This is a genomic window from Massilia sp. LMS1-1-1.1 (genome assembly GCF_040815535.1).
Lineage (GTDB): Bacteria > Pseudomonadota > Gammaproteobacteria > Burkholderiales > Burkholderiaceae_D > Janthinobacterium > Janthinobacterium aestuarii.
The window spans coordinates 227,659-250,331 of sequence record NZ_JBFPNG010000023.1 but is presented as its reverse complement, the minus strand read 5'-3'; the positions used below and the strand labels follow the sequence as shown (position 1 = coordinate 250,331).

16 protein-coding genes and 1 pseudogene are annotated in these 22,673 nt (G+C 62.7%); 15 read left to right on the top strand and 2 right to left on the bottom strand.

Features of this window, described 5'->3' with window-relative positions; genetic code table 11:
- Positions 1 to 37 precede the first annotated feature (37 nt).
- From MRBLMS1_RS16130 to MRBLMS1_RS16115, 4 genes are all read left to right on the top strand, one after another.
- On the top strand, positions 38 to 2,134 hold the full coding sequence (locus MRBLMS1_RS16130; protein WP_456148311.1) for a cytochrome c biogenesis protein ResB: 2,097 nt from the start codon (positions 38 to 40) through the stop codon (positions 2,132 to 2,134).
- A gap of 64 nt (positions 2,135 to 2,198) precedes the next feature.
- Positions 2,199 to 3,350, top strand: coding sequence for a c-type cytochrome biogenesis protein CcsB (ccsB, locus tag MRBLMS1_RS16125; protein WP_070305283.1), 1,152 nt, complete (start codon positions 2,199 to 2,201; stop codon positions 3,348 to 3,350).
- A 181-nt stretch (positions 3,351 to 3,531) separates the two neighbouring features.
- Positions 3,532 to 4,509: a protein-methionine-sulfoxide reductase catalytic subunit MsrP gene (gene msrP / locus MRBLMS1_RS16120; protein ID WP_034753241.1), complete on the top strand. Its 978-nt coding sequence runs from the start codon at positions 3,532 to 3,534 to the stop codon at positions 4,507 to 4,509.
- A gap of 9 nt (positions 4,510 to 4,518) precedes the next feature.
- Entirely contained in the window at positions 4,519 to 5,172 is a 654-nt protein-coding gene (locus tag MRBLMS1_RS16115; RefSeq protein WP_485880385.1) for a protein-methionine-sulfoxide reductase heme-binding subunit MsrQ, read from the top strand.
- Here MRBLMS1_RS16115 and lptM read toward each other — a convergent pair.
- A complete protein-coding gene (gene lptM / locus MRBLMS1_RS16110) occupies positions 5,169 to 5,351 on the bottom strand; it encodes an LPS translocon maturation chaperone LptM (protein WP_223279083.1) in 183 nt (60 codons plus the stop codon). The genes MRBLMS1_RS16115 and lptM overlap by 4 nt on opposite strands.
- Before the next feature lie 40 nt (positions 5,352 to 5,391).
- Here lptM and cyaY point away from each other — a divergent pair, with 40 nt between their 5' ends.
- Positions 5,392 to 5,721 (top strand): iron donor protein CyaY, encoded by a 330-nt coding sequence (cyaY, locus tag MRBLMS1_RS16105; protein WP_035824041.1) that lies wholly within the window; start codon positions 5,392 to 5,394, stop codon positions 5,719 to 5,721.
- Between the two features lie 166 nt (positions 5,722 to 5,887).
- On the opposite strand, the gene MRBLMS1_RS16100 is transcribed toward cyaY, so the two are convergent.
- Entirely contained in the window at positions 5,888 to 8,233 is a 2,346-nt protein-coding gene (locus MRBLMS1_RS16100; RefSeq protein ID WP_436483165.1) for a penicillin-binding protein 1A, read from the bottom strand.
- Positions 8,234 to 8,524: 291 nt separating this feature from the next.
- Between MRBLMS1_RS16100 and pilM the strand changes: the two genes are divergently transcribed.
- The 10 genes and pseudogenes from pilM (at position 8,525) to MRBLMS1_RS16050 (ending at position 22,613) form a co-directional block, all read left to right on the top strand.
- Complete coding sequence (pilM, locus tag MRBLMS1_RS16095; RefSeq protein WP_485880382.1) at positions 8,525 to 9,166, top strand: pilus assembly protein PilM; 642 nt, start codon at positions 8,525 to 8,527, stop codon at positions 9,164 to 9,166.
- Positions 9,163 to 9,723 (top strand): PilN domain-containing protein, encoded by a 561-nt coding sequence (locus MRBLMS1_RS16090; RefSeq protein WP_485880380.1) that lies wholly within the window; start codon positions 9,163 to 9,165, stop codon positions 9,721 to 9,723. Before pilM ends, MRBLMS1_RS16090 begins: the two co-directional genes overlap by 4 nt.
- A gap of 15 nt (positions 9,724 to 9,738) precedes the next feature.
- Complete coding sequence (locus MRBLMS1_RS16085) at positions 9,739 to 10,776, top strand: pilus assembly protein PilP (RefSeq protein WP_485880378.1); 1,038 nt, start codon at positions 9,739 to 9,741, stop codon at positions 10,774 to 10,776.
- A gap of 92 nt (positions 10,777 to 10,868) precedes the next feature.
- Positions 10,869 to 12,194, top strand: a pseudogene (locus MRBLMS1_RS16080) (type IV pilus secretin PilQ); the annotation flags it as partial.
- Between the two features lie 121 nt (positions 12,195 to 12,315).
- On the top strand, positions 12,316 to 14,484 hold the full coding sequence (locus MRBLMS1_RS16075) for an Ig-like domain-containing protein (protein WP_485880376.1): 2,169 nt from the start codon (positions 12,316 to 12,318) through the stop codon (positions 14,482 to 14,484).
- 39 nt (positions 14,485 to 14,523) lie between these two features.
- A complete protein-coding gene (gene aroKB, locus MRBLMS1_RS16070) occupies positions 14,524 to 16,143 on the top strand; it encodes a bifunctional shikimate kinase/3-dehydroquinate synthase AroKB (RefSeq protein ID WP_485880374.1) in 1,620 nt (539 codons plus the stop codon).
- A gap of 2 nt (positions 16,144 to 16,145) precedes the next feature.
- Positions 16,146 to 17,282, top strand: a complete 1,137-nt coding sequence (locus MRBLMS1_RS16065; protein ID WP_485880373.1) for a deoxyguanosinetriphosphate triphosphohydrolase — start codon at positions 16,146 to 16,148, stop codon at positions 17,280 to 17,282.
- Positions 17,283 to 17,575: 293 nt separating this feature from the next.
- Positions 17,576 to 18,286 carry a sulfate reduction electron transfer complex DsrMKJOP subunit DsrO gene (gene dsrO, locus MRBLMS1_RS16060; protein WP_051991383.1) on the top strand — a complete coding sequence of 237 codons (711 nt, stop codon included), beginning with the start codon at positions 17,576 to 17,578 and terminating at the stop codon, positions 18,284 to 18,286.
- 3 nt (positions 18,287 to 18,289) lie between these two features.
- Positions 18,290 to 19,396 (top strand): NrfD/PsrC family molybdoenzyme membrane anchor subunit, encoded by a 1,107-nt coding sequence (gene nrfD, locus MRBLMS1_RS16055; RefSeq protein WP_485880370.1) that lies wholly within the window; start codon positions 18,290 to 18,292, stop codon positions 19,394 to 19,396.
- 10 nt (positions 19,397 to 19,406) lie between these two features.
- Positions 19,407 to 22,613 (top strand): molybdopterin dinucleotide binding domain-containing protein, encoded by a 3,207-nt coding sequence (locus MRBLMS1_RS16050; protein ID WP_485880368.1) that lies wholly within the window; start codon positions 19,407 to 19,409, stop codon positions 22,611 to 22,613.
- Positions 22,614 to 22,673 lie beyond the last annotated feature (60 nt).

The window sequence follows — 22,673 nt, the reverse complement described above, 5'->3', positions numbered from 1 at the left end:
TTCTTGAAGATTGCATATCCCGTATGAGTATCCACGTATGAGCACAGGCACGACCGGAATCGAGTTAAAGACCCAACGCCGCAGCCTGGCTGAATTCGTCGAGCTGGTCTCGTCGATGCGCTTTGCCATCAGCCTGCTGACCCTGATCGCCGTCGCATCGATCATCGGCACCGTGCTCAAGCAAAACGAGCCCATGCCCAATTATGTGAACCAGTTCGGTCCGTTCTGGTTCGCCGTTTTCGACAAGCTGAGCCTGTATTCCGTGTATTCGGCCTGGTGGTTCCTCGTGATCATGGGTTTCCTCGTCGCCTCGACCTCGCTGTGCATCGTGCGCAATGCGCCGAAGATGCTCAAGGATATGCGCAGCTGGCGCGAAACCGTGCGCGAGCAATCGTTGCGCAATTTCCATCACAAGCTGGAATGGCAGGTGCCGCTGCCGCGCGCCGTGCTGGCCCAGCAGATGGTGATGCGCCTGAAAGACGCCGGCTATGCGGCCAAGGTGGTCGAGAAGGACAACGCCACCCTGGTGGCCGCCAAGCGGGGCGCAGCCAATAAATGGGGCTATATCTTTGCCCACGGCGCCATCGTCATCATCTGCGTGGGCGGCTTGCTCGATTCGGAAATGCCGATCCGTGTACAGCAATGGTTCTTTGGCAAGACGCCATTTGCCGGCAGCGGCGTGATCGCCGACATTCCCGCCCAGCACCGTTTGAGCCTGTCGAACCCCACTTTCCGCGGCAACACCATGATCCCGGAAGGCTCGTCGAGCAACACGGCCATCATTCCTCAGGCCGATGGCGTGCTGATCCAGGATTTGCCCATCACCATCCTGCTGAAAAAATTCCACATCGATTTCTACAGCACGGGCATGCCCAAGCTGTTCGCCAGCGATGTCGTGGTGACCGATCATGAAACAGGGAAAAGTTTCCCAGCAACCATCAAAGTCAACCAGCCGCTGCTGTACAAGGGCCTGGCCCTGTACCAGTCCAGCTTTGAAGATGGCGGCAGCAAGCTCAAGTTGACGGGTTTTCCCATGACGGGCAAGACGACGAAACGTTTCGATATCGGCGGCGAAGTGGGCGGCAGCACGCCGCTCGAGCGCAGCGATGGCAATTCCTACACGGTGGAATGGTCGGGTTTCCGCCCGTTCAACGTGGAAAACCTCAGCGCGGGCCAGGATGTGCGCGCCGTCAGCAAGGCGGAAAGTTTCAACGAGAAGTTCTCCGTCGGCCTGGACAAGCGCCTTGGTTCGGCCGCGAAGAACGCGAACAACAAGGATCTCAAGAACGTGGGACCGTCGGTGCAATACAAATTGCGCGACAAGACGGGCCAGGCGCGCGAGTACCAGAACTATATGCAGCCCGTCGCCGTCGATGGCACGACGGTGTTCCTGGCCGGCATGCGCGTCAACCCCAGCGACCCGTTCAGCTATCTGCGCATTCCCGCCGATGACAATTACAGCGTGAATGAATGGATGCGTTTGCGTGCCGCGCTGCAAGATCCGGCGCTGCGCCAGCAGGCGGCCACGCGCTATGCGGCGCGCGCCATGCCGCAGGCGGGCGCCGAAGCGTTGCGGGGCCAGTTGCAGGAATCGGCCGCGAAAAGCCTGGGCATCTTTGCCGGCAATGGACAAGAGGGTGGTTTCCTCGCCATCTCACGTTTCCTGGAGAAAATTCCTGCCGCCGAGCAAGAAAAAGCGGCCGATATCTTCATGAAAATCTTGAATGGCAGCCTGTGGGACTTGTGGCAGGCGGCGCGCGCGCAGGATGGCTTGAAAGCCATCGAGGCCGATGACAAGCACGGCCGCTTCCTGCAACTGGCCACGAATGCGCTGTCCGACAGCTTCTTCTATGGCGCGCCCGTGTATCTGCAGCTCGACGACTTTACGGAAATCAAGGCGTCCGTGCTGCAGGTGACGCGTTCGCCGGGCAAGAGCGTGGTCTACCTCGGTTGTCTGTTCCTCGTGATCGGCGTATTTTCCATGTTCTATATCCGCGAACGCCGCCTGTGGGTGTGGATCAAGGATGGCGAAGGCGGCAGCGAAGCCTTGATGGCCATGAGCACGCAACGCAAGACCCTGGATTTTGAAAAAGAATTTGAGAACTTGAAGGCAAAGCTGCCGCAATCGGCGTAAGCTGCGCTGAGTTGGATTAGCTGAGTTTCGGAACGCTGCAGCGCCGCCGGGAATGGAGAAAATGATGGAATTGGCAAACAAGCAAATATATACGCAGGAACCAGGATTTTTCAAGCGCCTGAGCCTGATCGATTGGCTGTACGGCGCCGGCTTGCTGGCCGCCTCCCTGTTCGGCCTGATGCGCTTTGGCGAATTCATGGATATCTATGAAAAAGCCATCCTGCTGGCCGCAGCGCCCACGTTCGCGTGGCTGGGCTGGTACTGGAAGCCCGTGCGCTGGCTGATCCCCGTGGCGGCCGTGCTGTCGCTGTTCGCCATCGAGCTGTACGCGGGTCACCTGGAGATGGCGAACCAGAAATTCTTCCTGAAATATATCTTGTCGAGCCAGTCCGCCATCTTGTGGATGGGTACGCTTTTCGTGCTGTCGACCCTGTTCTACTGGATCGGCCTGGTGGCGCGCTCGGAATTCGGCTCGTCCGTCGGCTCCCTGCTGTGCTGGGCCGGCGTCGTGCTGGGCCTGACGGGCATGCTGGTGCGCTGGTACGAGTCTTACCTGATCGGCGCCGACGTGGGCCATATTCCCGTGTCGAACCTGTATGAGGTGTTCATCCTGTTTTCCCTGATCACGGCCATGTTCTACCTGTACTACGAGCAGCACTACGCGACGCGCCAGCTGGGCGCCTTCGTCATGCTGGTCATTTCGGCGGCCGTCGTGTTCCTGATGTGGTACACGGTCACGCGCGACGCGGCCGAAATCCAGCCGCTGGTGCCGGCCCTGCAAAGCTGGTGGATGAAAATCCACGTGCCGGCCAACTTCATCGGCTACGGCACCTTCGCCCTGTCGGCCATGGTGGCGGCGGCGTACCTGCTCAAGTCGAGCGGCTACCTGGTCGACCGTTTGCCGTCGCTGGAAGTGCTCGACGACGTCATGTACAAGGCTATTTCCGTCGGCTTCGCTTTCTTTACGGTAGCGACCATCCTGGGCGCCCTGTGGGCGGCCGAAGCATGGGGCGGCTACTGGTCGTGGGATCCGAAAGAAACGTGGGCGCTGATCGTCTGGCTCAACTATGCAGCCTGGCTGCACATGCGCCTGATGACGGGCTTGCGCGGCCGCGTCGCCTCGTGGTGGGCGCTGGTGGGCTTGCTGGTGACGACGTTTGCTTTCTTGGGCGTGAACATGTTCCTGTCGGGCCTGCATTCTTACGGAAAACTTTAAAAAGTGCTCGAGAAAAAGCCCATGGCGGCGTTGCCTTGCCTGGTCGTACTATGCGTACTGCCTGCGGCAAGGCGCCTTGCCCTGAACTTTTTTCGGGCACTTTTCTGCATGACAGAAGCGTCATGAACGGCCCGGAAAAACTGGTGTAAGGTATATCCAATCACCTTTTTCCGGAGCCGCCATGTTGATCAAGCGCAGTCCCAACGGCATTGAGTTGCCGTATTCTTCCGAAATCACGCCGCGTGCCGTGTTTGAATCGCGCCGCAGCTTCATCAAGCAAGTGGCGCTGGGCTCCGTGTCCAGTGCGGCCTTGCTGGAAATGGCCAGCCGCGAAGCCTTCGCACAAGGCACGAATCCCAAGCTGGCTGCCAAGCTCAATCCCGCCTATTCGGCGCTGGACAAGCAGACGGCGTATAAAGACGCCACCAGCTACAACAATTTCTACGAATTCGGCACAGACAAGAGCGATCCGGCGCAAAACGCGGGCACCCTGCGCACGCGGCCGTGGACGGTCAGCATCGAAGGCGAAGTCAAGAAGCCAATGACCCTGGACCTCGACGCGCTGCTGAAGCTGGCGCCGCTGGAAGAGCGCGTCTACCGGCTGCGCTGCGTGGAAGGCTGGTCGATGGTCATCCCTTGGGTCGGTTATTCCTTCTCGGAAATCATCAAGAAGGTCGAGCCGACGGGCAATGCCAAGTACGTGGAATTCATCACCCTGGCCGACAAGAAGCAGATGCCGGGCGTGGGCAGCCGCGTGTTGCAGTGGCCGTATACGGAAGGCTTGCGCATCGATGAGGCGAACCATCCGCTGGCGCTGCTGACTTTGGGCATGTATGGCGAAACCTTGCCGAACCAGAACGGCGCGCCCGTGCGCATGGTCTTGCCGTGGAAATATGGTTTCAAGTCAGCCAAATCCATCGTCAAGATCCGTTTCGTCAAGGAACAGCCACGCACGTCCTGGAACCTGTCGGCGCCGTCCGAATACGGTTTTTACTCGAACGTGAACCCCAACGTCGATCATCCGCGCTGGTCGCAAGCTTCCGAGCGGCGTATCGGCGAAGACGGTTTTCTCGCGCGCAAACGCAAGACCCTGATGTTCAACGGTTACAACGATGTCGCTTCCCTGTACGCGGGCATGGACCTGAAGAAGTTCTTTTAAGGAACGACCATGGCCCTCAATCCCACGAGCAGGCAGTTGTCGCTGCTGAAAAGCCTGATCTTTTTGCTGGCGCTGCTGCCGTTTGCACGCATGGTCTGGCTGACGTACACGGGGCAGCTGGTGGAGCCGCTGGAATTCATCACGCGCGGCACGGGCGACTGGACCCTGTATTTCCTGTGCATCAGTCTGGCGGTGACGCCCTTGCGCCGCTTCACGCAGTGGAATTGGCTGATCAAGCTGCGGCGCATGCTGGGCCTGTTCGCGTTTTTCTACGCGGTGCTGCACTTCACCACCTTTTTATGGTTCGATCACTTTTTCGATGTGCAGGAAATGTGGAAGGACGTGCTCAAGCGCCCGTTCATCACGGTAGGCTTTATCGCTTTCGCGCTGCTCATTCCGCTGGCCGTGACGAGCACGAACGGCATGGTCAAGCGACTGGGTGGCAAGCGCTGGCAGTGGCTGCACCGGCTGATCTACATCATCGCGCCGCTGGGCATCTTGCACTTCTGGTGGATGAAGGCGGGCAAGAATAATTTCGCGCAACCGATCCTGTTCGGCAGCATCGTCGCGCTACTGCTGTTAATCCGCGTTTATTTCGCCTGGAGCAAGCGAGAGAAAAGCGCCAGGGCGGCCAAGGCTGCCACCCCGGTACGCTCGGCTTAGGTTGCCGGCACGATCACCGGTGGCGGCGGCACGGGCGCCGGTTCGACGGGGCCTTTGGCTGGCGTGCCTTTGGCCGCAGGTGGCTTGGGCAGGTACAGGGGGCCGGTCTGGCCGCAGCCGGCCAGGACGCTAGAAACCACAATGGCGGTGCCGATATAAAACGCTGAGGATGACTTCACGATTAGAATCACGGTTTGATTAAGATCTTTGGAGTGTAGCATGAGCGAATCGGAATTCCTGGCCCTGGCCGAAGCCACCCTGACCCAGATCGAGGCGGCGCTGGACCGGCTGAACGATGAAGACGTGCTCGACGTCGAATGCAGCCGCAGCGGCAATGTGCTGGAAATCGAGTTCATCGACAACGGTACGAAAATCATCGTCAACAGCCAGGCCCCCATGCGTGAAATGTGGGTAGCCGCCCGTTCCGGCGGTTTCCACTACAAGCGCGTGGGCGACGAGTGGATCAACACGCGCGACGGCTCGGAACTGTTCGCGGCCCTGTCGGCCATGGCCAGCGAGCAGGCGGGCGCACCGGTGGTGTTGAAATAATCCTGTCAGCCGCATGCAATAAAAAAGGGCAGCCCGCATGGGCTGCCCTTTTTTATTGCTGAAACGTAGGTCGGATTAGCGCGTAAGCGCGTAATCCGACAACATGGTTGGCGCGAGCGCCGGGGTGGTGTCGGGTTACGGCCTGCGGCCTAACCCGACCTACGGTTTAAAACAACTCGTTCTTCACGGCCTCTTTCGCTTTCTCTTCCTCCGGCGTGCCGCGCGCCGCACCTTCCAGGCTGCCTACGCCCGTGCCCGGTGGATTTTCCGCATAGTAATACTCGTCGCCCACGTGGATCAGGCCTTCCGGCACGGCGCGTTCCTCGACGGGAATGCTTTTCAGAGCTTTCGCCATGTAGCTGATCCAGATCGGCAAGGCCAGGCCGCCGCCCGTTTCACGGTTGCCCAGGTTGCGCGGCTGGTCGTAGCCGATCCACGCGATACCGACCAGCTTGGCCTGGTAGCCGGCGAACCACGCATCGATGGAATCGTTGGTCGTGCCCGTCTTGCCGGCCAGGTCGGGGCGCTTCAATGCCATGGCTTTATTGGCCGTGCCGAAGCGCACGACGTCGTTGAGCATGCTGTTCATCATGAAGGCATTGCGCTCGTCGATGACCCGGTTGGCTTCCTCGCCCGCCAGGTCCGGCTTGGCTTGCGACAAGACATTGCCGTCGCTATCGGTGACCTTGGCGATCAGGTAGGGGTTGATCTTGTAGCCGCCATTGGCGAACACGGCATAGGCGCCCGCCATCTGCAGCGGCGTCACGTTGCCGGCGCCCAGGGCCAGGGTCAGGTATGGCGGGTTCTTGTCCGCGTCGAAGCCGAAGCGCGTCGCGTATTCCTGGCCATATTTGGCGCCGATCTTGTGCAGGATGCGGATGGAAATCATGTTTTTCGATTTCATCAAACCCTTGCGCATGGTCATCGGGCCATCGTATTTGCTGTCGTAGTTCTTCGGTTCCCACGCCTGGCCGCCCGTCTGGCCCGCGTCGAACGAGATCGGCGCATCGTTGATGATGGTGGCCGGCGACAGGCCACGCTCCAGCGAAGCGGAATAGATGAAGGGCTTGAAGGCCGAACCGGGCTGGCGCCACGCCTGCGTGACGTGGTTGAACTTGTTGCGGTTGTAATCGAAGCCGCCCACCATGGCGCGGATGGCACCGTCGGTGGTGCTGGCCGAGACGAACGCCGATTGCACTTCCGGCATCTGCGTCAAGACCCAGGCATTGCCTTCTTGCATGACGCGGATCACGGCGCCGCGCTTGATGCGGCGGTTCGGCGCCGCTTTTTCCGACAGCCAGGCCGCGCCGAAGGTCAGGCCGGGGCCGGTAATGGTGATTTCCTCGCCGGCCGAGGTGACTGCCTGCAGCGATTTGGGTGACGCCTGCAGCACCATGGCGGCGATGATGTCGTCGCTGTCCGGGTGGTCGGCCAGTTCCGTTTCGATCGCGTCATCGGCTTCGGCCTTGGTTTTCGGAATTTCGATATACGCTTCGGGGCCGCGGTAGCCGTGGCGTTTCTCGTAATCCATTACGCCCTTGCGCAAGGCGATGTAGGCGGCGTCCTGGTCGGCCTTGGTGATGGTGGTGTAGACGTTCAGGCCGCGCGTATACGTGTCTTCCTTGAATTGTTCGTAGACGAGCTGGCGCGCCATTTCCGACACGTATTCCGCGTGCACGCCAAAGGCGCTGCTGTCGGTTTTCACTTTCAGCTCTTCATTCTTGGCTTCCGTGTATTGCTCTGGCGTGATGTAGCCCAGCTGCGCCATGCGCTGCAGAATGTATTGCTGGCGCATGCGCGCGCGTTTCGGATTGACGACGGGATTGTAGGCCGACGGCGCCTTCGGCAAGCCAGCCAGCATGGCCGCTTCGGCCACGGTCAGGTCCTGGATATTCTTGCCGAAATAGATTTGCGCGGCCGAGGCGAAACCGTAGGCGCGCTGTCCCAGATAAATCTGGTTCATATACACTTCGAGGATCTGGTCCTTGCTGAGGTTTTTCTCGATCTTCCAGGCCAGCAAGACTTCATACGCCTTGCGTTTCAAGGTCTGTTCGCTGGACAGGAAGAAATTGCGCGCCACCTGCTGCGTGATGGTCGAGGCGCCTTGCTTGGCGCCGCCCGTCAGGTTGTGCAGGGCCGCACGCGTGATGCCCAGGTAATCGACGCCGCCATGCTCATAGAAGCGGTCATCTTCGATGGCCAGCACGGCTTTCTTCATGACATCGGGAATATCCTTGATGTGCACCATGTTGCGGCGCTCTTCGCCGAACTCGCCGATCAGCACGCTGTCGGAAGTGAAAATGCGTAGCGGCATTTTCGGCTTGTAATCGGTCAGGGTATCGAGCGCCGGCAGATTCGGATACGCCATGGCCAGGCCGAATACCACCAGCAGCACGCCGACGATGCCCAGGCCCAGCAGCGATGCCAGTGCCATCAGCAGGAAACGTTTGGGTTTGCTGCCCTTGGTGGGCGGCTTCGAGCCAGCGGGGCCAGCGGATTTTGAAGATGTCATGCGTCGTATGTCTTTCGGTTAATTATGCCGGCCAATTATAAGCGAGCTTGCCGGGGTGGCAGCGCGCTGTGGCGCTTGCCGGGGCGCAGTCGAAACTTGCCGATACTCTATATAAGCGTGTATTGGCCCGCTGGCAACCAGGATTTGGTAACAATTATTCTGCGCCAGATCACGGCCCCGCCAGATAGGCGCCGCGCACCGCAGAGACCAGCGTGAAATCCATTTACAAGCCAGCGCTGCCGGGACTAGGCTTTCGGATGGCAGGACCTCCTTCCACGCTGACTTTTCTCTATGAAAAACATCTCCATCAGCAGTTTTCTTGGCACCGGCTTGCTGGGTGTCGACATGGCGGACGATGCCGTGCGCGTGGTCGAGTTGGGACGCCGGCGGGGGAAACTGTCGTGCCGGCATTGCGGCAGCGCCGCGCTGGCGACAGGAGTGATGCTTGAAGGCAATGTCGAAGATATGGAAGGCATGGCCGATGCCGTGCGCCAGGCATGCCGCGACAGTGGCAGCACCTGTACCCGCGTGGCGTTGGCCATGCCGGCCACGGCCCTGATCACGCATGCGATCCGCCTGCCTGCCGGATTGCCGGAGGAACAGCTGGAAATCCTCGTGGAACTCGAAGCGGCGCAATACATGCCGTTTGCGCTGGAAGACGCCAGCCTGGATTTTGTCATGCTCGGCCCCGCGCCGTCGCTTGCCGGCCAGACCTGCAGCGAGATCGACGTGCTGCTGGTGGCGGCACGGCGCGCCAGCGTGCAGCGCCGCCTCGATGCGGCCAAGGCGGCCGGCTTGACGCCGGTCATCATGGATAGCGAGGCGCTGGCCTTGCAGGCGGCGCTCGCGCAGGGCGGCTGGCAAGCCTTGTCCGACGGTGGCGTGGCGTACCAGTTGGCCTGGGGCCTGGCCATGCACCGGTACGCCCGATGAAGGCCGTGGCGGAAGCGCCGTGCATCAACCTTTTGCCGTATCGCCAGGCGGCGCGCCGCAAGCGCATTCAGTGGCTGCTGTGGCAACTGGCAGGCGGGGCACTGCTGGGATTGCTGCTGGCCCTGGCGGCAGGCGCCTGGCTGCAACAGCAGCTCGACGCGCAGCTGCGCCGCCAGGACGGTTGGCAACATCGCATGCAGCAAGTCAATGCCGTCCTCGCCGCAGGCAAGCGGGTGCAGGGCGAGACGGCGGCGCTGCTGCAGCGCCAGCAGGCCATTGCCAGTTTGCAAGAGCAACGCCATGCCTGGGTGCGCATGCTGGCGGCCCTGGCCCGGGCGATGCCGGCCGGTGTCGCCTTGCACAGTGTGCGCCAGGAAACAGCGATGGTGCGGCTGCAAGGGCAGGCCGTGTCGCAGGAAAAGGTCGCGGCATTGCTGCTGGCGCTCGAGCAGGCCGCGCCCTGGTCCCGTCCGGAAGTGCTGGAGGTGCGCGGCGCGGCCGATGGCGCCGTGGAATGGACGATACGGCTGGCTTTGGCACCCGCTGGACAATCTTAGTCGTGGAGGTTGATCATGCTGAGCTTGAAGACCGCGTCGCTGTGGCCGCTACCGGTGCGCCTCGCTTGCGCCGCCCTGGCCGGCGCGCTGGTGGCCGCGCTGTTGAACGCCACATGGTTGACTGGACTGATGGCCGCCGTGCAGGTGGCGCAAGGCGAGGAGGGCCGCTTGCGCGCCGATTATCTGGCGGCGCAGGCCAGGGCGAAGCAGTTGCCGCAGTGGCGTGCAGAGCAGCGCCAGGCCGGCGCCGAACTGGCCCTGCTGGAACAGCAATTGCCGGACCAGCAAGCGATGGCGGCGCTGTTGACGGACATTAACGCTGCAGGCCAGTCGCGCGGCCTGCAATTTTCCCTGTTCAAGCCCGGTGCTGCCCGGCCGCAAGCGCCGTATGTCGCCTTGCCGATCGCCATACAGCTGCGTGGCGGCTACCACGCCATGGGCGCGCTGCTGGCGGACCTGGCGCGCTTGCCGCGCATCGTCACCGTGCATGCGCTGGCCCTGACCCTTGGCAAGGATCGCTTGCTGACCCTCGATGCCGTGCTGCAAGCGTATCGCTTGCCCGAAGCGGGGGAGCTGGCGGCGCAAGCGGCATTGCCTCCAAAGACCAGCGCGCCCGCAGTGATACCAACTTGGCGTCCGCTTGCCGCTGTCGCGCCGCACCCCTACGAAGCCGCTGTCCTGGCCGATCCATTTAATGCCTTGCCGCGGGTGTCCGTGTCCGGTCAGCAGGGCGGCGTGGCGGGGCCAGACCTGCGGCGTGTGCGCGAGCCGCTGGAAAGCGTGGCCTTGCCAACCATCAGCATGGTCGGCAGCGTGCAACAGGACGGGCGCCTGAGCGCATTGCTGCTGGCGGGCCAGCGCGTGTACCGGGTGGCGGTGGGGCAGTACTTGGGACAAGACCACGGTGTGGTGACGGACATCAGCGAACAGGCCGTGCAGTACCGCGAATTGCTGCGCGAGGCCGATGGTCCCTGGCGCGAGCGGCGCGGCAGCCTGGTCTTGCAGGTGGCGGGGGCTGCTCCGAAGGCCAGCCCGCCCGAGGCGGCGCCATGAGGCCGCGCCGCATGCTCCTGGCCGCCATGCTGTGCCTGCATGCCGGCGCCCTTGCCCAGGACGCCGTGGTGCAGGTGACGGCGCCGCGCCTGTATGCGGGCGACAAAATCTCCGTTGATTTCCAGAACGTGGGCGTGCGCGCGGCCCTGCACATCCTGGCCGATGCGTCGGGGCAAAACATCATCGCCAGCGACAGCGTGGCCGGCAATGTGACCGTGCGCCTGCGCGACTTGCCGTGGGACCAGGCGCTCGACGTGCTGCTGCAGGCCAAGGGCCTGGACATGCGGCGCAATGGCAACGTGCTGTGGATCGCGCCGCGCGAAGAAATCCTTGCGCGCGAAAAGCTGGAACTGGAGCAGCGCGCGCAGATCGCGGAACTCGAACCGTTGCAATCAGCCATTTTCCAGCTCAATTACCAGAAGGCCGAAGCGTTCCGCACCGTGTTCGGCCTCGATGCGGGTGAAGGGCGCAGCCGGCTGCTGTCGCGCCGTGGCAGCGTGCTGATCGAGCCGCGCACGAATCAGCTGTTCGTCACCGACGTGCCGGCGCGCCTGGAACAGATCCGCCAGCTGATCGCCAAGACGGATATTCCAACGCGCCAAGTGATGATCGAGGCGCGCATCGTAGAGGCGAACGACAGTTTCAGCCGCAACCTGGGCGCGCGCCTGGGTTTTACGGACCAGCGCCTGGCGGCGGGCCAGTTGCCCGGCTTTTCCCTGGGCGGCAGCGGGCGCCGCGCGGCCATCGGCGGCAGCTACCAGGGCGTGGGCGAGGCGACGGGGCAAACGGTGGCAGGCAGCGGCGCTTTCGTGCCGAACACGCAATTCGTCAACTTGCCGGCCGCCAGCATCAATGGCTTGCAGCCGGCCAGTTTCGCCCTGAGCCTGTTTTCGGCGGCTGCCAACCGCTTCCTGAACCTGGAACTGTCGGCGCTGGAAGCTGACGGCCGGGGCAAGATCATTTCCAGCCCCCGCGTGGTGACGGCCGACAAGGTGCTGGCGCTGATCGAACAGGGTATCGAACTGCCGTACCAGGTAGCCACCAGCAGCGGCGCCACGTCGATCACGTTTCGCAAGGCGAATCTGCGCCTGGAAGTGACGCCGCAAATCACGCCGGACGGCAACGTGGTGCTGGAAGTGGACGTCAACAAGGATAGCGTGGGCCAGGAAACCCGTTCCGGCTTCGCCATCGACACCAAGCACGTGCGTACGCAAGTGATGGTGGAAGACGGCGGCACGGTAGTGCTGGGCGGTATTTATCAGCAATCCGAACGGGGCACGGACAGCAAGGTGCCGATTCTTGGCGACATTCCCGTGCTCGGTGTTTTTTTTCGCAGCACGGGCCGCAGTCAAGAAAAAACGGAACTAATGGTGTTTATTACGCCGAAAATAGTGGCAGATCAGCCAGCAACACGTTAATGTCACATCTTTACGTTTAAGTAACAATGCAAACGAAAGCGGACTGATGGCGACTATGCGGAATGTATCTTGGGGCAACACTTATTGGAGTGGGGTATCGAACTGGCTGGTCTTGCTGCTCATGAGCACTGTACTGGCCGCCTGTGGCGGCGGTGGCGGCGATCCGACCCTGGGCGTCAAGGATGGCGCGAATGCCGGTGTCGGCAGCGTGGTACTGGTGGCTGGCGCAACAACGATTGTGGCATCGGGCGCGGACGGCACGGAAGTTGTGCTGACGGCAGTAGTGAAAAATCCCGGCAATAATGCCATGGCAGGCCAGACGGTGACCTTTACCGCCAGTTCCGGTACCATCAGCAACACCAACCGCGTGACGGATGCCAATGGCACGGTGACGGAAAAACTCAGCGTGAAAGGCGATGCGAGTTTGCGCGACATTACCATCAAGGCCAGCAGCAGCGGCGTCGAGTCGGCGCCCGTAGTGGTGAAAGTGGTGCCTGTCACCTCCGGCATTGCCAGCTTGCTGCTGACGTCTTCCGGTGGCACCCTGGCGTCGTCGGGCGGTACCGCCGTCAACATGATCGCCTTTGTCAAAGACGCCAACAATGCCGTCGTGCCCAATGCCAGCGTGACATTCAGTGCCGATTCGGGCGCGCTGGGTGCGACGAAGGTCAATACCAATGCGCAGGGACAGGCACTGGTCAGCCTGAACACGGGTGGCGACGCCAGCTTGCGCACGATCAAGGTCACGGCCAGCGCAGGTGAGCAGACGGCCAGCACGGACATCGGCGTCAGCGGTACCCGGCTGGTCATCAGTGCCTTTTCGACGGTGAACCTGAAGACGAGCACCGACATGGTGGTCAAGCTGGTCGATTCGAGCGGCAATCCCCTCGTTGGCAAGCCGGTGACCTTCAGCGCCCGCAGCAATGCCATCACGGTCAAGGGCGGCGGCGCCAGTCCCGCGCTGACGGACAACAACGGCCAGCTGGTGTTGAGCTACAACGCTCAGGCGGGCAGCAGCGACAGCATCAGCGTCAAGGCGCAAGGTGACAGCGTCGTGTTGCCAATTGCAATTAATGCATCGAACTTCACGATCAATGCCGTGTCGGGAGGCAATGTTGCCTTGGCGACCTTGAACACGAACACCTGCTATGCGGTGACGGTGCATAGCGATGTGGCTGGCGTGCCACAAACGGGCAATGTGCGTTTCAGCACGTCGCGCGGCGCCATCTATCAGGACGCGACCTGCGGCACGCCATTGCAGGCGCCGCTGGCGCTGGTGGGTGGCAATGCCATCGCTTACGTAAAGGCCAGCGGCGCCGGCCTGACCGCCCTCACGGCGAAGTACGAAGACAGCGGCGCCTCGGTGCAGTCGGAAGTGGAGTTCGTTGCACCACTGACGGCCCAGGCCACGATCAGCCTGCAAGCCGATCCGGCGGTCATCGGCGCCAATACGGCCGGCAGCACGGCGCAGCGCAGCGCCTTGCGCGCCATCGTGCGCGATGGCACGGCAGAAAACAACCTGGTCAAGAACGCACAGGTGAGCTTCTCGATCCAGACCGACGCCAGCAATGGTTCCCTGAGTTCGCCTTCGCTGGTCTCCACCGATAGCGATGGTGTGGCCACGGTCAGCTACATCGCGGGGCAGGGCACCACCGGTGTCGATGGCGTCGTTGTCAAGGCGCAGCTGCAGGGCGTGTCGAGCAATGCGGCCACGGTCAAGCTGACGGTGACGAAAAAATCGCTGTTCATCAGCGCCGGCAGCGGCAATGCGCTCGACGCCTCCGACAGCAGCACCTACCGCAAGACGTATAGCGTGTTTGTGACGGATGCCGCCGGCAACCCCGTGCCGGACGTGATCATCACGGCCGCCGCCTGGCCACGCTATTATTACAAGGGCTATCTGCAATATTCCCAGGCTGCCCAGTCGTGGGTGGTGGCGGCCGCGCTGAAGTGCGACAATGAAGACCGGGACCGCAGCGGCGCCTTCAATCCGAATAACGACCTCAATCTGAATGGCCGTCTGGACCCGGGCATTCCGCTCAATCTGTCGACCGGCGGCAAGACCGACAGCTCGGGAACGGCGCTCATCACCCTGACTTATCCGCGCGACAGGGCCAACTGGCTGGACGTCGAATTGACGATTCGCGGCAATAGTTCCGGGACGGAGGCAACTTATGTCGGTTACACTTTGCTTCCGGGGCTGGCGACGGACTTTAACCGCGTGGATATTTCACCGCCAGGCGCCATTAGTCCGTATGGGCAAGCCACTGATTGTCGTAATCCAAATTAACTGTCGCAGCACATGCAAAATCTGTTTTTAGTAGGCCTCATGGGCGCAGGCAAAACCACGATCGGGCGCATCCTGGCCCGCAAGCTGGGCTTGCGCTTTGTCGATTCCGACCACGAAATCGAAGCACGCACGGGAGCGACCATCCCGTGGATCTTTGAAATCGAGGGCGAGGCCAGCTTTCGCCGGCGCGAAGCCGAGGTCATCCGTGACCTGAGCGCCCAGGAAGGCATCGTCATGGCCACCGGTGGCGGGGCCATCCTCAACGCCGACAGCCGCGCCTACCTGAAGGAGCGGGGCACGGTCGTGTACCTGCGCGCCAGCGTCAGCAACATCCTCGCGCGCACCAGCCACGACAAGAACCGTCCCCTGCTGCAGACGGCCGACCCGCGCAGGAAGCTCGAAGAATTGACGGCGCAGCGCGAGCCCCATTACATGGAAGTGGCCGACATTGTGATCGACACGGGCCGTCCTAACGTACAATCGATGGTCCAGACCATCCTGATGCAGCTGGCCAGCCTCGAATGCGAGGCCTCGCCCAACTGCGTCATTCATGCAGAGCCTTCGATGAACGAGCAATCCAAAATGTTGTTGAGCGTAGACCTCGACGAACGCAGTTATCCGATCGCCATCGGTCCTGGTCTCCTGGCCGACGCCGATGCGCTGCTGCGCCATATCAGCGGCCACAAGGTGGCCATCGTCACCAATACCACGGTCGCCCCGCTGTACCTGGGCCGCCTGCAGGCGGCGCTGGCCAGCGATGGCCGCGAAGTGATCAGCATCGTCCTGCCGGACGGCGAAGAATATAAAAACTGGGCCAGCCTGATGCAGATCTTCGACGCGCTGCTGGCCAATAAATGCGACCGCAAGACCACCCTGGTGGCGCTGGGCGGCGGCGTGATCGGCGACCTGACCGGCTATGCGGCAGCGAGCTACATGCGCGGCATCGGCTTCGTGCAGGTGCCCACCACCCTGCTGGCGCAGGTTGATTCCTCCGTCGGCGGCAAGACGGGCATCAACCACCCGCTGGGCAAGAACATGATTGGCGCCTTCTATCAGCCGCGCGCCGTGATCGCCGACACATCGACCCTGGAAACCCTGCCGGCGCGCGAGCTGTCGGCTGGCCTGGCCGAAGTGATCAAGCATGGCGCCATCATCGACGCGGCCTTCTTCGACTGGATCGAGGCGAACATGCCCAAGCTGATGGCGCGCGACAAGGGCGCCCTCGCGTATGCGATCGCCCGCTCGTGCGAAATCAAGGCCGACGTGGTGCGCCAGGACGAGCGCGAAGGCGGCTTGCGTGCCATCCTGAATTTCGGTCACACCTTCGGCCACGCCATCGAGGCCGGCCTGGGTTACGGCCACTGGCTGCACGGCGAAGCCGTCGGCTGCGGCATGGTGATGGCGGCCGACCTGTCGTGCCGCATGGGCTATATCGACCAGGCTGCCGTCGAGCGCGTGCGCGCGCTGGTTGCCGCCGCCGGCCTGCCCGTGAAAGCGCCGGACCTCGGCGTGGCGCGCTGGCTGGAACTGATGGAAGTGGACAAGAAGAATGAGGGCGGCGCCATCAAGTTCATCCTCTTGAAACCGCTGGGCAGCCCATGCATCACGGCCGCGCCGCACGAACTGGTGCTGGCCACCCTGGCCGCCGGAGTGCAATAGCCATGACGCCCGAAGACTTCCTTGCCCCCTACGCGGCCCACTCGGCACAGGGCCAGGGACGTCGCTTTGATGAAGCGGCACACGCCTCGCGCAGCCAGTTCCAGCGCGACCGCGACCGCATCATCCATTCCTCGGCCTTCCGCCGCCTCGAATACAAGACCCAGGTCTTCCTCAATCACGAGGGGGATCTGTTTCGCACGCGCCTGACGCACAGCCTGGAAGTGGCGCAGGTGGGGCGTTCGATCGCGCGCAACCTGCGCCTGAACGAAGACCTGGTCGAAGCCATCGCGCTCGCGCATGACCTGGGCCACACGCCGTTCGGCCACGTGGGCCAGGACGTGCTCAATGAATGCATGCAGGAGCATGGCGGCTTCGAGCACAACCTGCAAAGCCTGCGCGTGGTCGACACCCTGGAAGAGCACTACGGCGCCTTCGATGGCTTGAACCTGATGTTCGAGACGCGCGAAGGCATCCTGAAACACTGCTCGCTGACGCATGCGCGCGAACTCGGTCCCGTGGCGCAGCGCTTCATCGACCGCACGCAACCGACCCTGGAAGCGCAGCTGACCAACCTGGCCGATGAAATCGCCTACAACAGCCACGATATCGACGACGGCCTGCGTTCGGGCCTGATCACCATCGCCCAGCTGGAAGAGGTGGAATTCTTCGGCCGCCTGTGGCGCGACGTGCAGCAGGCGTTCCCCGGCCTGTCGGGCCGGCGCGCCATCTATGAAACCCTGCGCCGCCTGATCACGGCCCTGGCCGACGACCTGATCGTCACCTCGACCGGCCTGATTGCCGATGCCGCGCCGCGTGATGTGAACGAAGTGCGCGCGAGTGCCCCGCTGATCCGTTTTTCGGACGCCATGCGCAAGGACGCGACGGACCTGAAACGCTTTTTACGGGCGAACCTGTACCGCCACTATCAGGTCAACCGCATGCGCGTAAAGGCCAGCCGCATCGTGCGCGAACTGTATGACAGCTTCATGGCCGAACCGGCCCTGCTGCCGCCCGACTATCAGCTCAAGGATGGCGACGTCACGCAGCAGGCGCGCAAGATCGCCGACTACATCGCCGGCATGACGGACCGCTACGCGATCCGCGAGCATCGCAGGCTGTATTCGCTCGACGAGCTGTAACAGTCACTGCGGGCACTGATCTGCCCGCGCGGCGCTGCGTGTCGGGTTACGCCGTGCCGACTAACCCGACCTACCAATGCAATCGGTCATGGGGAATCTGACGTAGGTCGGATTAGCGCAGCGTAATCCGACAACATCGTTGGCGCGGCGCCGTTACTCCGCATTGTCGATCCTGTCAATTGGCATGATCATCTAGGCCCCCGCACTATCACCCCAATATCCCCGCAGCGCCTTCTTTTCTATCATGGCAGCAAGTCAACAAGGGCTTGCCGCCCATAGTCAAGGAGAGTGTCATGATTGAATCGCGCCGCAGTTTCTTGCGCGCCTTGCCAGCCGTAACCATCGGGGCGGCCATCGCGCCGCTGCCGAGCAAGGCGGCCACGAAGGGCGAAGGCGGCCAGCGCTGGGCGATGGTGGTCGATGTGCAGAAGTGCATCGGCTGCCAGGCTTGCACGGTCTCCTGCATCATGGAAAACGCCGTGCCGGAAAACAGCTTCCGCACCGTCGTCTCCACCTATGAAGTCAAGGAAGAGAATCGCTGCGGTACCTACATGCTGCCGCGTCTGTGCAACCACTGCGCCAATCCCCCCTGCATTCCCGTCTGTCCCGTGGGCGCCACCTTCCAGCGCAAGGATGGCGTCGTCGTTGTCGATGGCGACCGCTGCGTGGGCTGCGCCTACTGCGTGCAAGCGTGTCCGTACGACGCGCGCTTCATCAACCACGAGACGGGCAAGGCCGACAAATGCACGTTCTGTGCGCACCGCGTCGACGAAGGCTTGCTGCCGGCCTGCGTGGAAACCTGCGTGGGCGGCGCGCGCATCTTTGGCGACCTCAATGACCCTGAAAGCCTGGTGCACCAGCTGCTCACCGAGAACAAGGTGAAGGTACTCAAACCCGAGCAGGGCACCCAGCCCCACGTATTTTATTTGGGACTGGACACGCGCTTCGCCGGCCACGTCGAAGGCGAAGCGACTCTTTGGCAACCGAGCAAACACGGGAAATAAACCATGGACAGCCACATCACCGAAATTGTCAACGTCACGCGCGAAGCGGCATGGCTGCCGTGGGCGGTGCAGTATTTTTTCCTCATCGGCCTCAGTTACGGCAGCTTCATGCTGACCTTGCCGTACTTCGTCTTCGGCCGCAAGGCGTATGAACGCCTGGGGCGCATCGCGCTGCTGGCGTCCCTCGTGTGCGGCATGACGGCGCCCGTGGCGCTGCTGGCCGACCTGCACGGGCCGGGCCGCTTCTACCATTTCTATATCTACTTCCAGCCGCAATCGTGGATGTCGTGGGGCTCGTTCTTTATTCCCCTGTACCTGGGCTGTCTGATGCTGTACGCGTGGCTGGCGCTGCGCGTGGATTTTGCCACGCGAGGGCAGGGACATGACCGACTTGCCTTTGCCTATCGCCTGCTGGGGCGCGGTGGCGCCGCTTCCTTGCGCGCCATCCGCATCGCCGCCGCTTGCACCTTGCTGGCTGCTTTCGCCGTGGGCCTGTACACGGGGATGGAAGTGATGGTGGTGCGTGCCCGTCCCCTGTGGTTCACGCCCTTCCTGCCGGCGCAATTTGCGGCCACGGCCTTTGTTGGCGCGGTGGGCCTGGCGCTGCTGTTCAACCGCTTCCTGCCGGGCCGTGAGCAGGCCCTGGAAGTGTCCTTGAACCGGGCGCTGGCCCTGTCGCTGGCGCTGGTGCTGGCACTGGGCGGCGGCTGGCTGTTCGTCAGTCTCTCTGGCGTGAGCGCCAGCCACAGCATGGCATTTACCCAGGTGGCGGGCATGCCGCAATGGCAGTTCACGGCTGTCTGGGCCGTGCTGTCGTCCATCGTGCCGATGGCCCTGGCCATCTGGCGCCCGGCCACGAGTGGCCTGGTCAACGGCCTGATCGCGCTGCATAGCGCATGGATGATGCGCTGGACGATTTTCATCGGCGGCCAGACGATCCCGAAAACGGGCGCGGGCCTGTACGACTACCACCTGCCGATGGGGAACGATGGCTTGATGGGGATTATCGGCACGGCCGGCCTGTGGATCGCGCTGCTGTTGCTGATGCTGGAATTTTTGCCATGGGCCGGACGCATGCTGCGCAACCGTCCCGCCGTGGCCACGCACTGAGGAGTCAAAAATGAACGAACACACACACGACGACGTCCCTGAAGACGACAATGAAAAGCGCCGCAAGCTGCTGCGCTATGGCGCCATCGGCGGCGGCCTGGCCGCGTTTGCCGCCAGTTTTTCCACCACGGCCGGCCGCATGGTCGACCACGCGCTGGGTAAAGATAAACCTGTGCAGAAACTGCACGGCAATTCGCTGCCGCCCGAGTTTTCCGTCGACACGGCCACGGGCAAGCTGACCGTCAATCCGGACCAGCAGGTCAGCTACACCATGTGCATGGGCTGCACCACGTTTTGCGGTGTGCGCGTGCGCCTCGATAAAAAAAGCGGCAAGGTCTTGCGCGTGGCCGGTAATCCGTACAGCCCCCTGTCGGCCGACCCGGCGTTGCCGTACCAAACGTCGATACGCGACAGCTTTGTCTCCCTGTCGCGCTTCCAGGAAAAGGGCTTGAAGGGCCGCTCGACGGCTTGCGGCCGCGGCAACGGCGTGCTGGAACAGATGGAGTCGCCGTTCCGCGTGCTGGCGCCCATGAAACGCGTGGGGCCGCGCGGCGGCGGCCAGTGGGAGCCGATCGCGTTTGATCAATTGGTCAAGGAAGTGACGGAAGGCGGCGACCTGTTTGGCGAAGGCCACGTGCAGGGCTTGCGCGCCTTGCGCGAGCTGGAAAAACCGATCGATCCGGCGCAGCCGGAATTGGGCCCGCAAGTCAATCAGGTGGGCCTGATGTGCAGCACGGACGATGGCCGCCTGGCGTTCGGCACGCGCTTTTTCAAGCAGTCGTACGGCAGTCTGAATCTGGTCAACCACGGCTCGTATTGCGGCGGCGCCTACCGCAGCGGCTCGGGCGCCATGTTCGGCGACATGAAGAAAATGCCGCATGCGAAAGTGGACCTGGAAAACACGGAGTTCTGCATTTTCGTCGGCACGGCGCCGGGCAATGCGGGCAACCCGTTCAAGCGCCAGGGCACCCTGATCGCCAAGGCCCGTTCGGGCAAGCGCGAATTCAGCTACGTCGTCGTCGACCCCGTGCTGACGAATGCGGACAGCCTGGCCGCGGGCGACCGCAGCCGTTGGGTGCCGATCAAGCCGGGTACGGACGGCGCGCTGGCCATGGCCATGATCCGCTGGATCATCGAGCACGAACGCTATGATCGTAACTTCCTCGTGCAGCCGAACCTGAAGGTGGCGGAAGCGGCGGGCGAGGCCGCCTGGTGCAACGCCACGCATCTGATCATCAACGAGAAGGGCCATCCGCGCGATGGCCGCTACCTGCGCGCGTCGGACATCGGTGCGGTGGAACTGGCGGAAGAAGAGCGCTACAAGGATGGTGACGCCTTCTGCGTGATCGACGCCGCCACGCAAGCCATCGTGCCGCACAACGCAGCCAAGGGCGAGGCGCGCCTGTTCTTCGATGGCCCGCTGGACGTGGGCGGCGCGCCGCTGCGCCTGAAGACGGCGATGACGATGCTCAATGAAGAAGCGCAGCGCCACAGCATGGATGACTACGCGGCCGCCTGCGGCATCGCGCGCGACATCATCGAAGGGCTGGCGCAGGAACTCACCAGCCACGGCAAGCGCGCGGCCGTCAATGCGCACGGCGGCATGATGTCGGGCGCCGGCTTTTACAACGCGTATGCGCTGGTCATGCTCAATACCCTGATCGGCAATTTGAACCGCAAGGGCGGCACCCTCGTCAATGGCGGCAGCTTCAAGGATGCGGGACCCGGTCCGCGCTATAACCTCGAGAGTTTTGACGGCGAGATCAAGGCGGCCGGCATGCCGATCGGGCGCAATGTGCCGTATGAAAAAACCTCGGAATTCAAGCTGAAGAAAGAAGCGGGCAAGGCGTATCCGGCCAGGGCGCCGTGGTATCCGAACGCGCCCGCGCTGGCCACCGAATGGCTCACCAGCGCCATGAACGGCTACCCTTACACCTTGAAGGCGCTGATACTGTGGAGCTGCAATCCCGTCTACGGCATCACGGGCTTGCGCGCGCAGATCGGCAAGGAGCTGGCCGATCCGAAGAAGATTCCCCTGATCGTCGCCATCGACCCCTTCATCAATGAAAGCTCGGCCTTTGCCGACTATCTGCTGCCCGATACCTTGCTGTATGAAAGCTGGGGCTGGGCCGGCGCCTGGGGCGGCATGCCCGTCAAAATGAGCACGGCGCGCTGGCCCGTGGTCGAACCGCGCGTGCAAAAAACGCCGGACGGCCAGACCATCTGCATGGAATCGTTCTTCATCGCGCTGGCAAAAACGATGGCCTTGCCTGGCTTCGGCCCGGACGCCTTGCAGGACATGGATGGCCAGCGCTTTCCCCTGCAGCGGGCGGAAGACTGGTATCTGCGCGGCGGCGCCAACATCGCCTGGCAGGGAAAAACGTCCGTGCCTGACGCGAGCGACGACGATATCGACCTGTCCGGCGTGGTGCGCATCCGTCCCGAGCTGGAACGTACCCTGAAGCCGGAAGAGTGGCGCAAGGTGGCCTTCATGCTGGCGCGGGGAGGGCGCTACCAGAGCTATGGCGAGATGTTCGGCCTGCGCCTGCCGCCGCCCGCGAACCCCAAGGCGCCGGCTGTTCCTGCACCCGTGACCGACGAATCGCCGTATCCGCAGGACTGGTCCACGCACCGCTATCTGAAACCGATGATGCTGTACAACGAGGGCCTGGGCGTGAGCAAGAACAGTTTGAGCGGCAAGCGTTTCCCCGGTACGCCCGCGTGGAGAGTGGCGGCGTTTGCCGATGGCACGCCCGTGCGCAAGGCCTATCCGGCCAGCGAATGGCCGTTTGAACTGATCAGCTTTAAATCGGCGTTGCAAAACTCGTACAGCATCGGCGCGCGGCGCTTGCGCGGCATCCATCCGGACAATCCGGTCGCCGTGCACCCTGACGACGCGGCCCGCTTGAAGCTGCAAAATGGCGACGTGATTTACCTGGAAACGCCGGGCGGCAAGGCCAGGGCCACGGTGATGCTGCGCCACGGCGTGCAGCGCGGCGTGATCGCCATCGAGCACGGTTTCGGCCACAAGGAGCACGGCGCGCGCGCCCACCGCATCGGCAAGTCGCGCCAGCCCGACGAACCGGCCATCGGCGCGGGCATCAATCTGAACGACCTGGGCTTGACGGATCCGAGCCGCGGCGACAAGAACGTGTTTGTCGATCCCGTCTCGGGCACGGCGGTGCGGCAGGGACTGCCGGCGCGGATTATTCGTTGAGAAGCAGGCTCGAACCTTTTACCTCAAGGTCGTAACGGCTGGGGGCAGACCCGGCGGGTC

Coding starts and splice junctions, on each gene's coding strand:
- MRBLMS1_RS16130 (WP_456148311.1), top strand. CDS start 38: ATGAGCACAGGCACGACCGGAATCGAGTTAAAGACCCAACGCCGCAGC.
- ccsB (WP_070305283.1), top strand. CDS start 2,199: ATGGAATTGGCAAACAAGCAAATATATACGCAGGAACCAGGATTTTTC.
- msrP (WP_034753241.1), top strand. CDS start 3,532: ATGTTGATCAAGCGCAGTCCCAACGGCATTGAGTTGCCGTATTCTTCC.
- MRBLMS1_RS16115 (WP_485880385.1), top strand. CDS start 4,519: ATGGCCCTCAATCCCACGAGCAGGCAGTTGTCGCTGCTGAAAAGCCTG.
- cyaY (WP_035824041.1), top strand. CDS start 5,392: ATGAGCGAATCGGAATTCCTGGCCCTGGCCGAAGCCACCCTGACCCAG.
- MRBLMS1_RS16100 (WP_436483165.1), bottom strand. CDS start 8,233: ATGACATCTTCAAAATCCGCTGGCCCCGCTGGCTCGAAGCCGCCCACC.
- pilM (WP_485880382.1), top strand. CDS start 8,525: ATGAAAAACATCTCCATCAGCAGTTTTCTTGGCACCGGCTTGCTGGGT.
- MRBLMS1_RS16090 (WP_485880380.1), top strand. CDS start 9,163: ATGAAGGCCGTGGCGGAAGCGCCGTGCATCAACCTTTTGCCGTATCGC.
- MRBLMS1_RS16085 (WP_485880378.1), top strand. CDS start 9,739: ATGCTGAGCTTGAAGACCGCGTCGCTGTGGCCGCTACCGGTGCGCCTC.
- MRBLMS1_RS16075 (WP_485880376.1), top strand. CDS start 12,316: ATGAGCACTGTACTGGCCGCCTGTGGCGGCGGTGGCGGCGATCCGACC.
- aroKB (WP_485880374.1), top strand. CDS start 14,524: ATGGGCGCAGGCAAAACCACGATCGGGCGCATCCTGGCCCGCAAGCTG.
- MRBLMS1_RS16065 (WP_485880373.1), top strand. CDS start 16,146: ATGACGCCCGAAGACTTCCTTGCCCCCTACGCGGCCCACTCGGCACAG.
- dsrO (WP_051991383.1), top strand. CDS start 17,576: ATGATTGAATCGCGCCGCAGTTTCTTGCGCGCCTTGCCAGCCGTAACC.
- nrfD (WP_485880370.1), top strand. CDS start 18,290: ATGGACAGCCACATCACCGAAATTGTCAACGTCACGCGCGAAGCGGCA.
- MRBLMS1_RS16050 (WP_485880368.1), top strand. CDS start 19,407: ATGAACGAACACACACACGACGACGTCCCTGAAGACGACAATGAAAAG.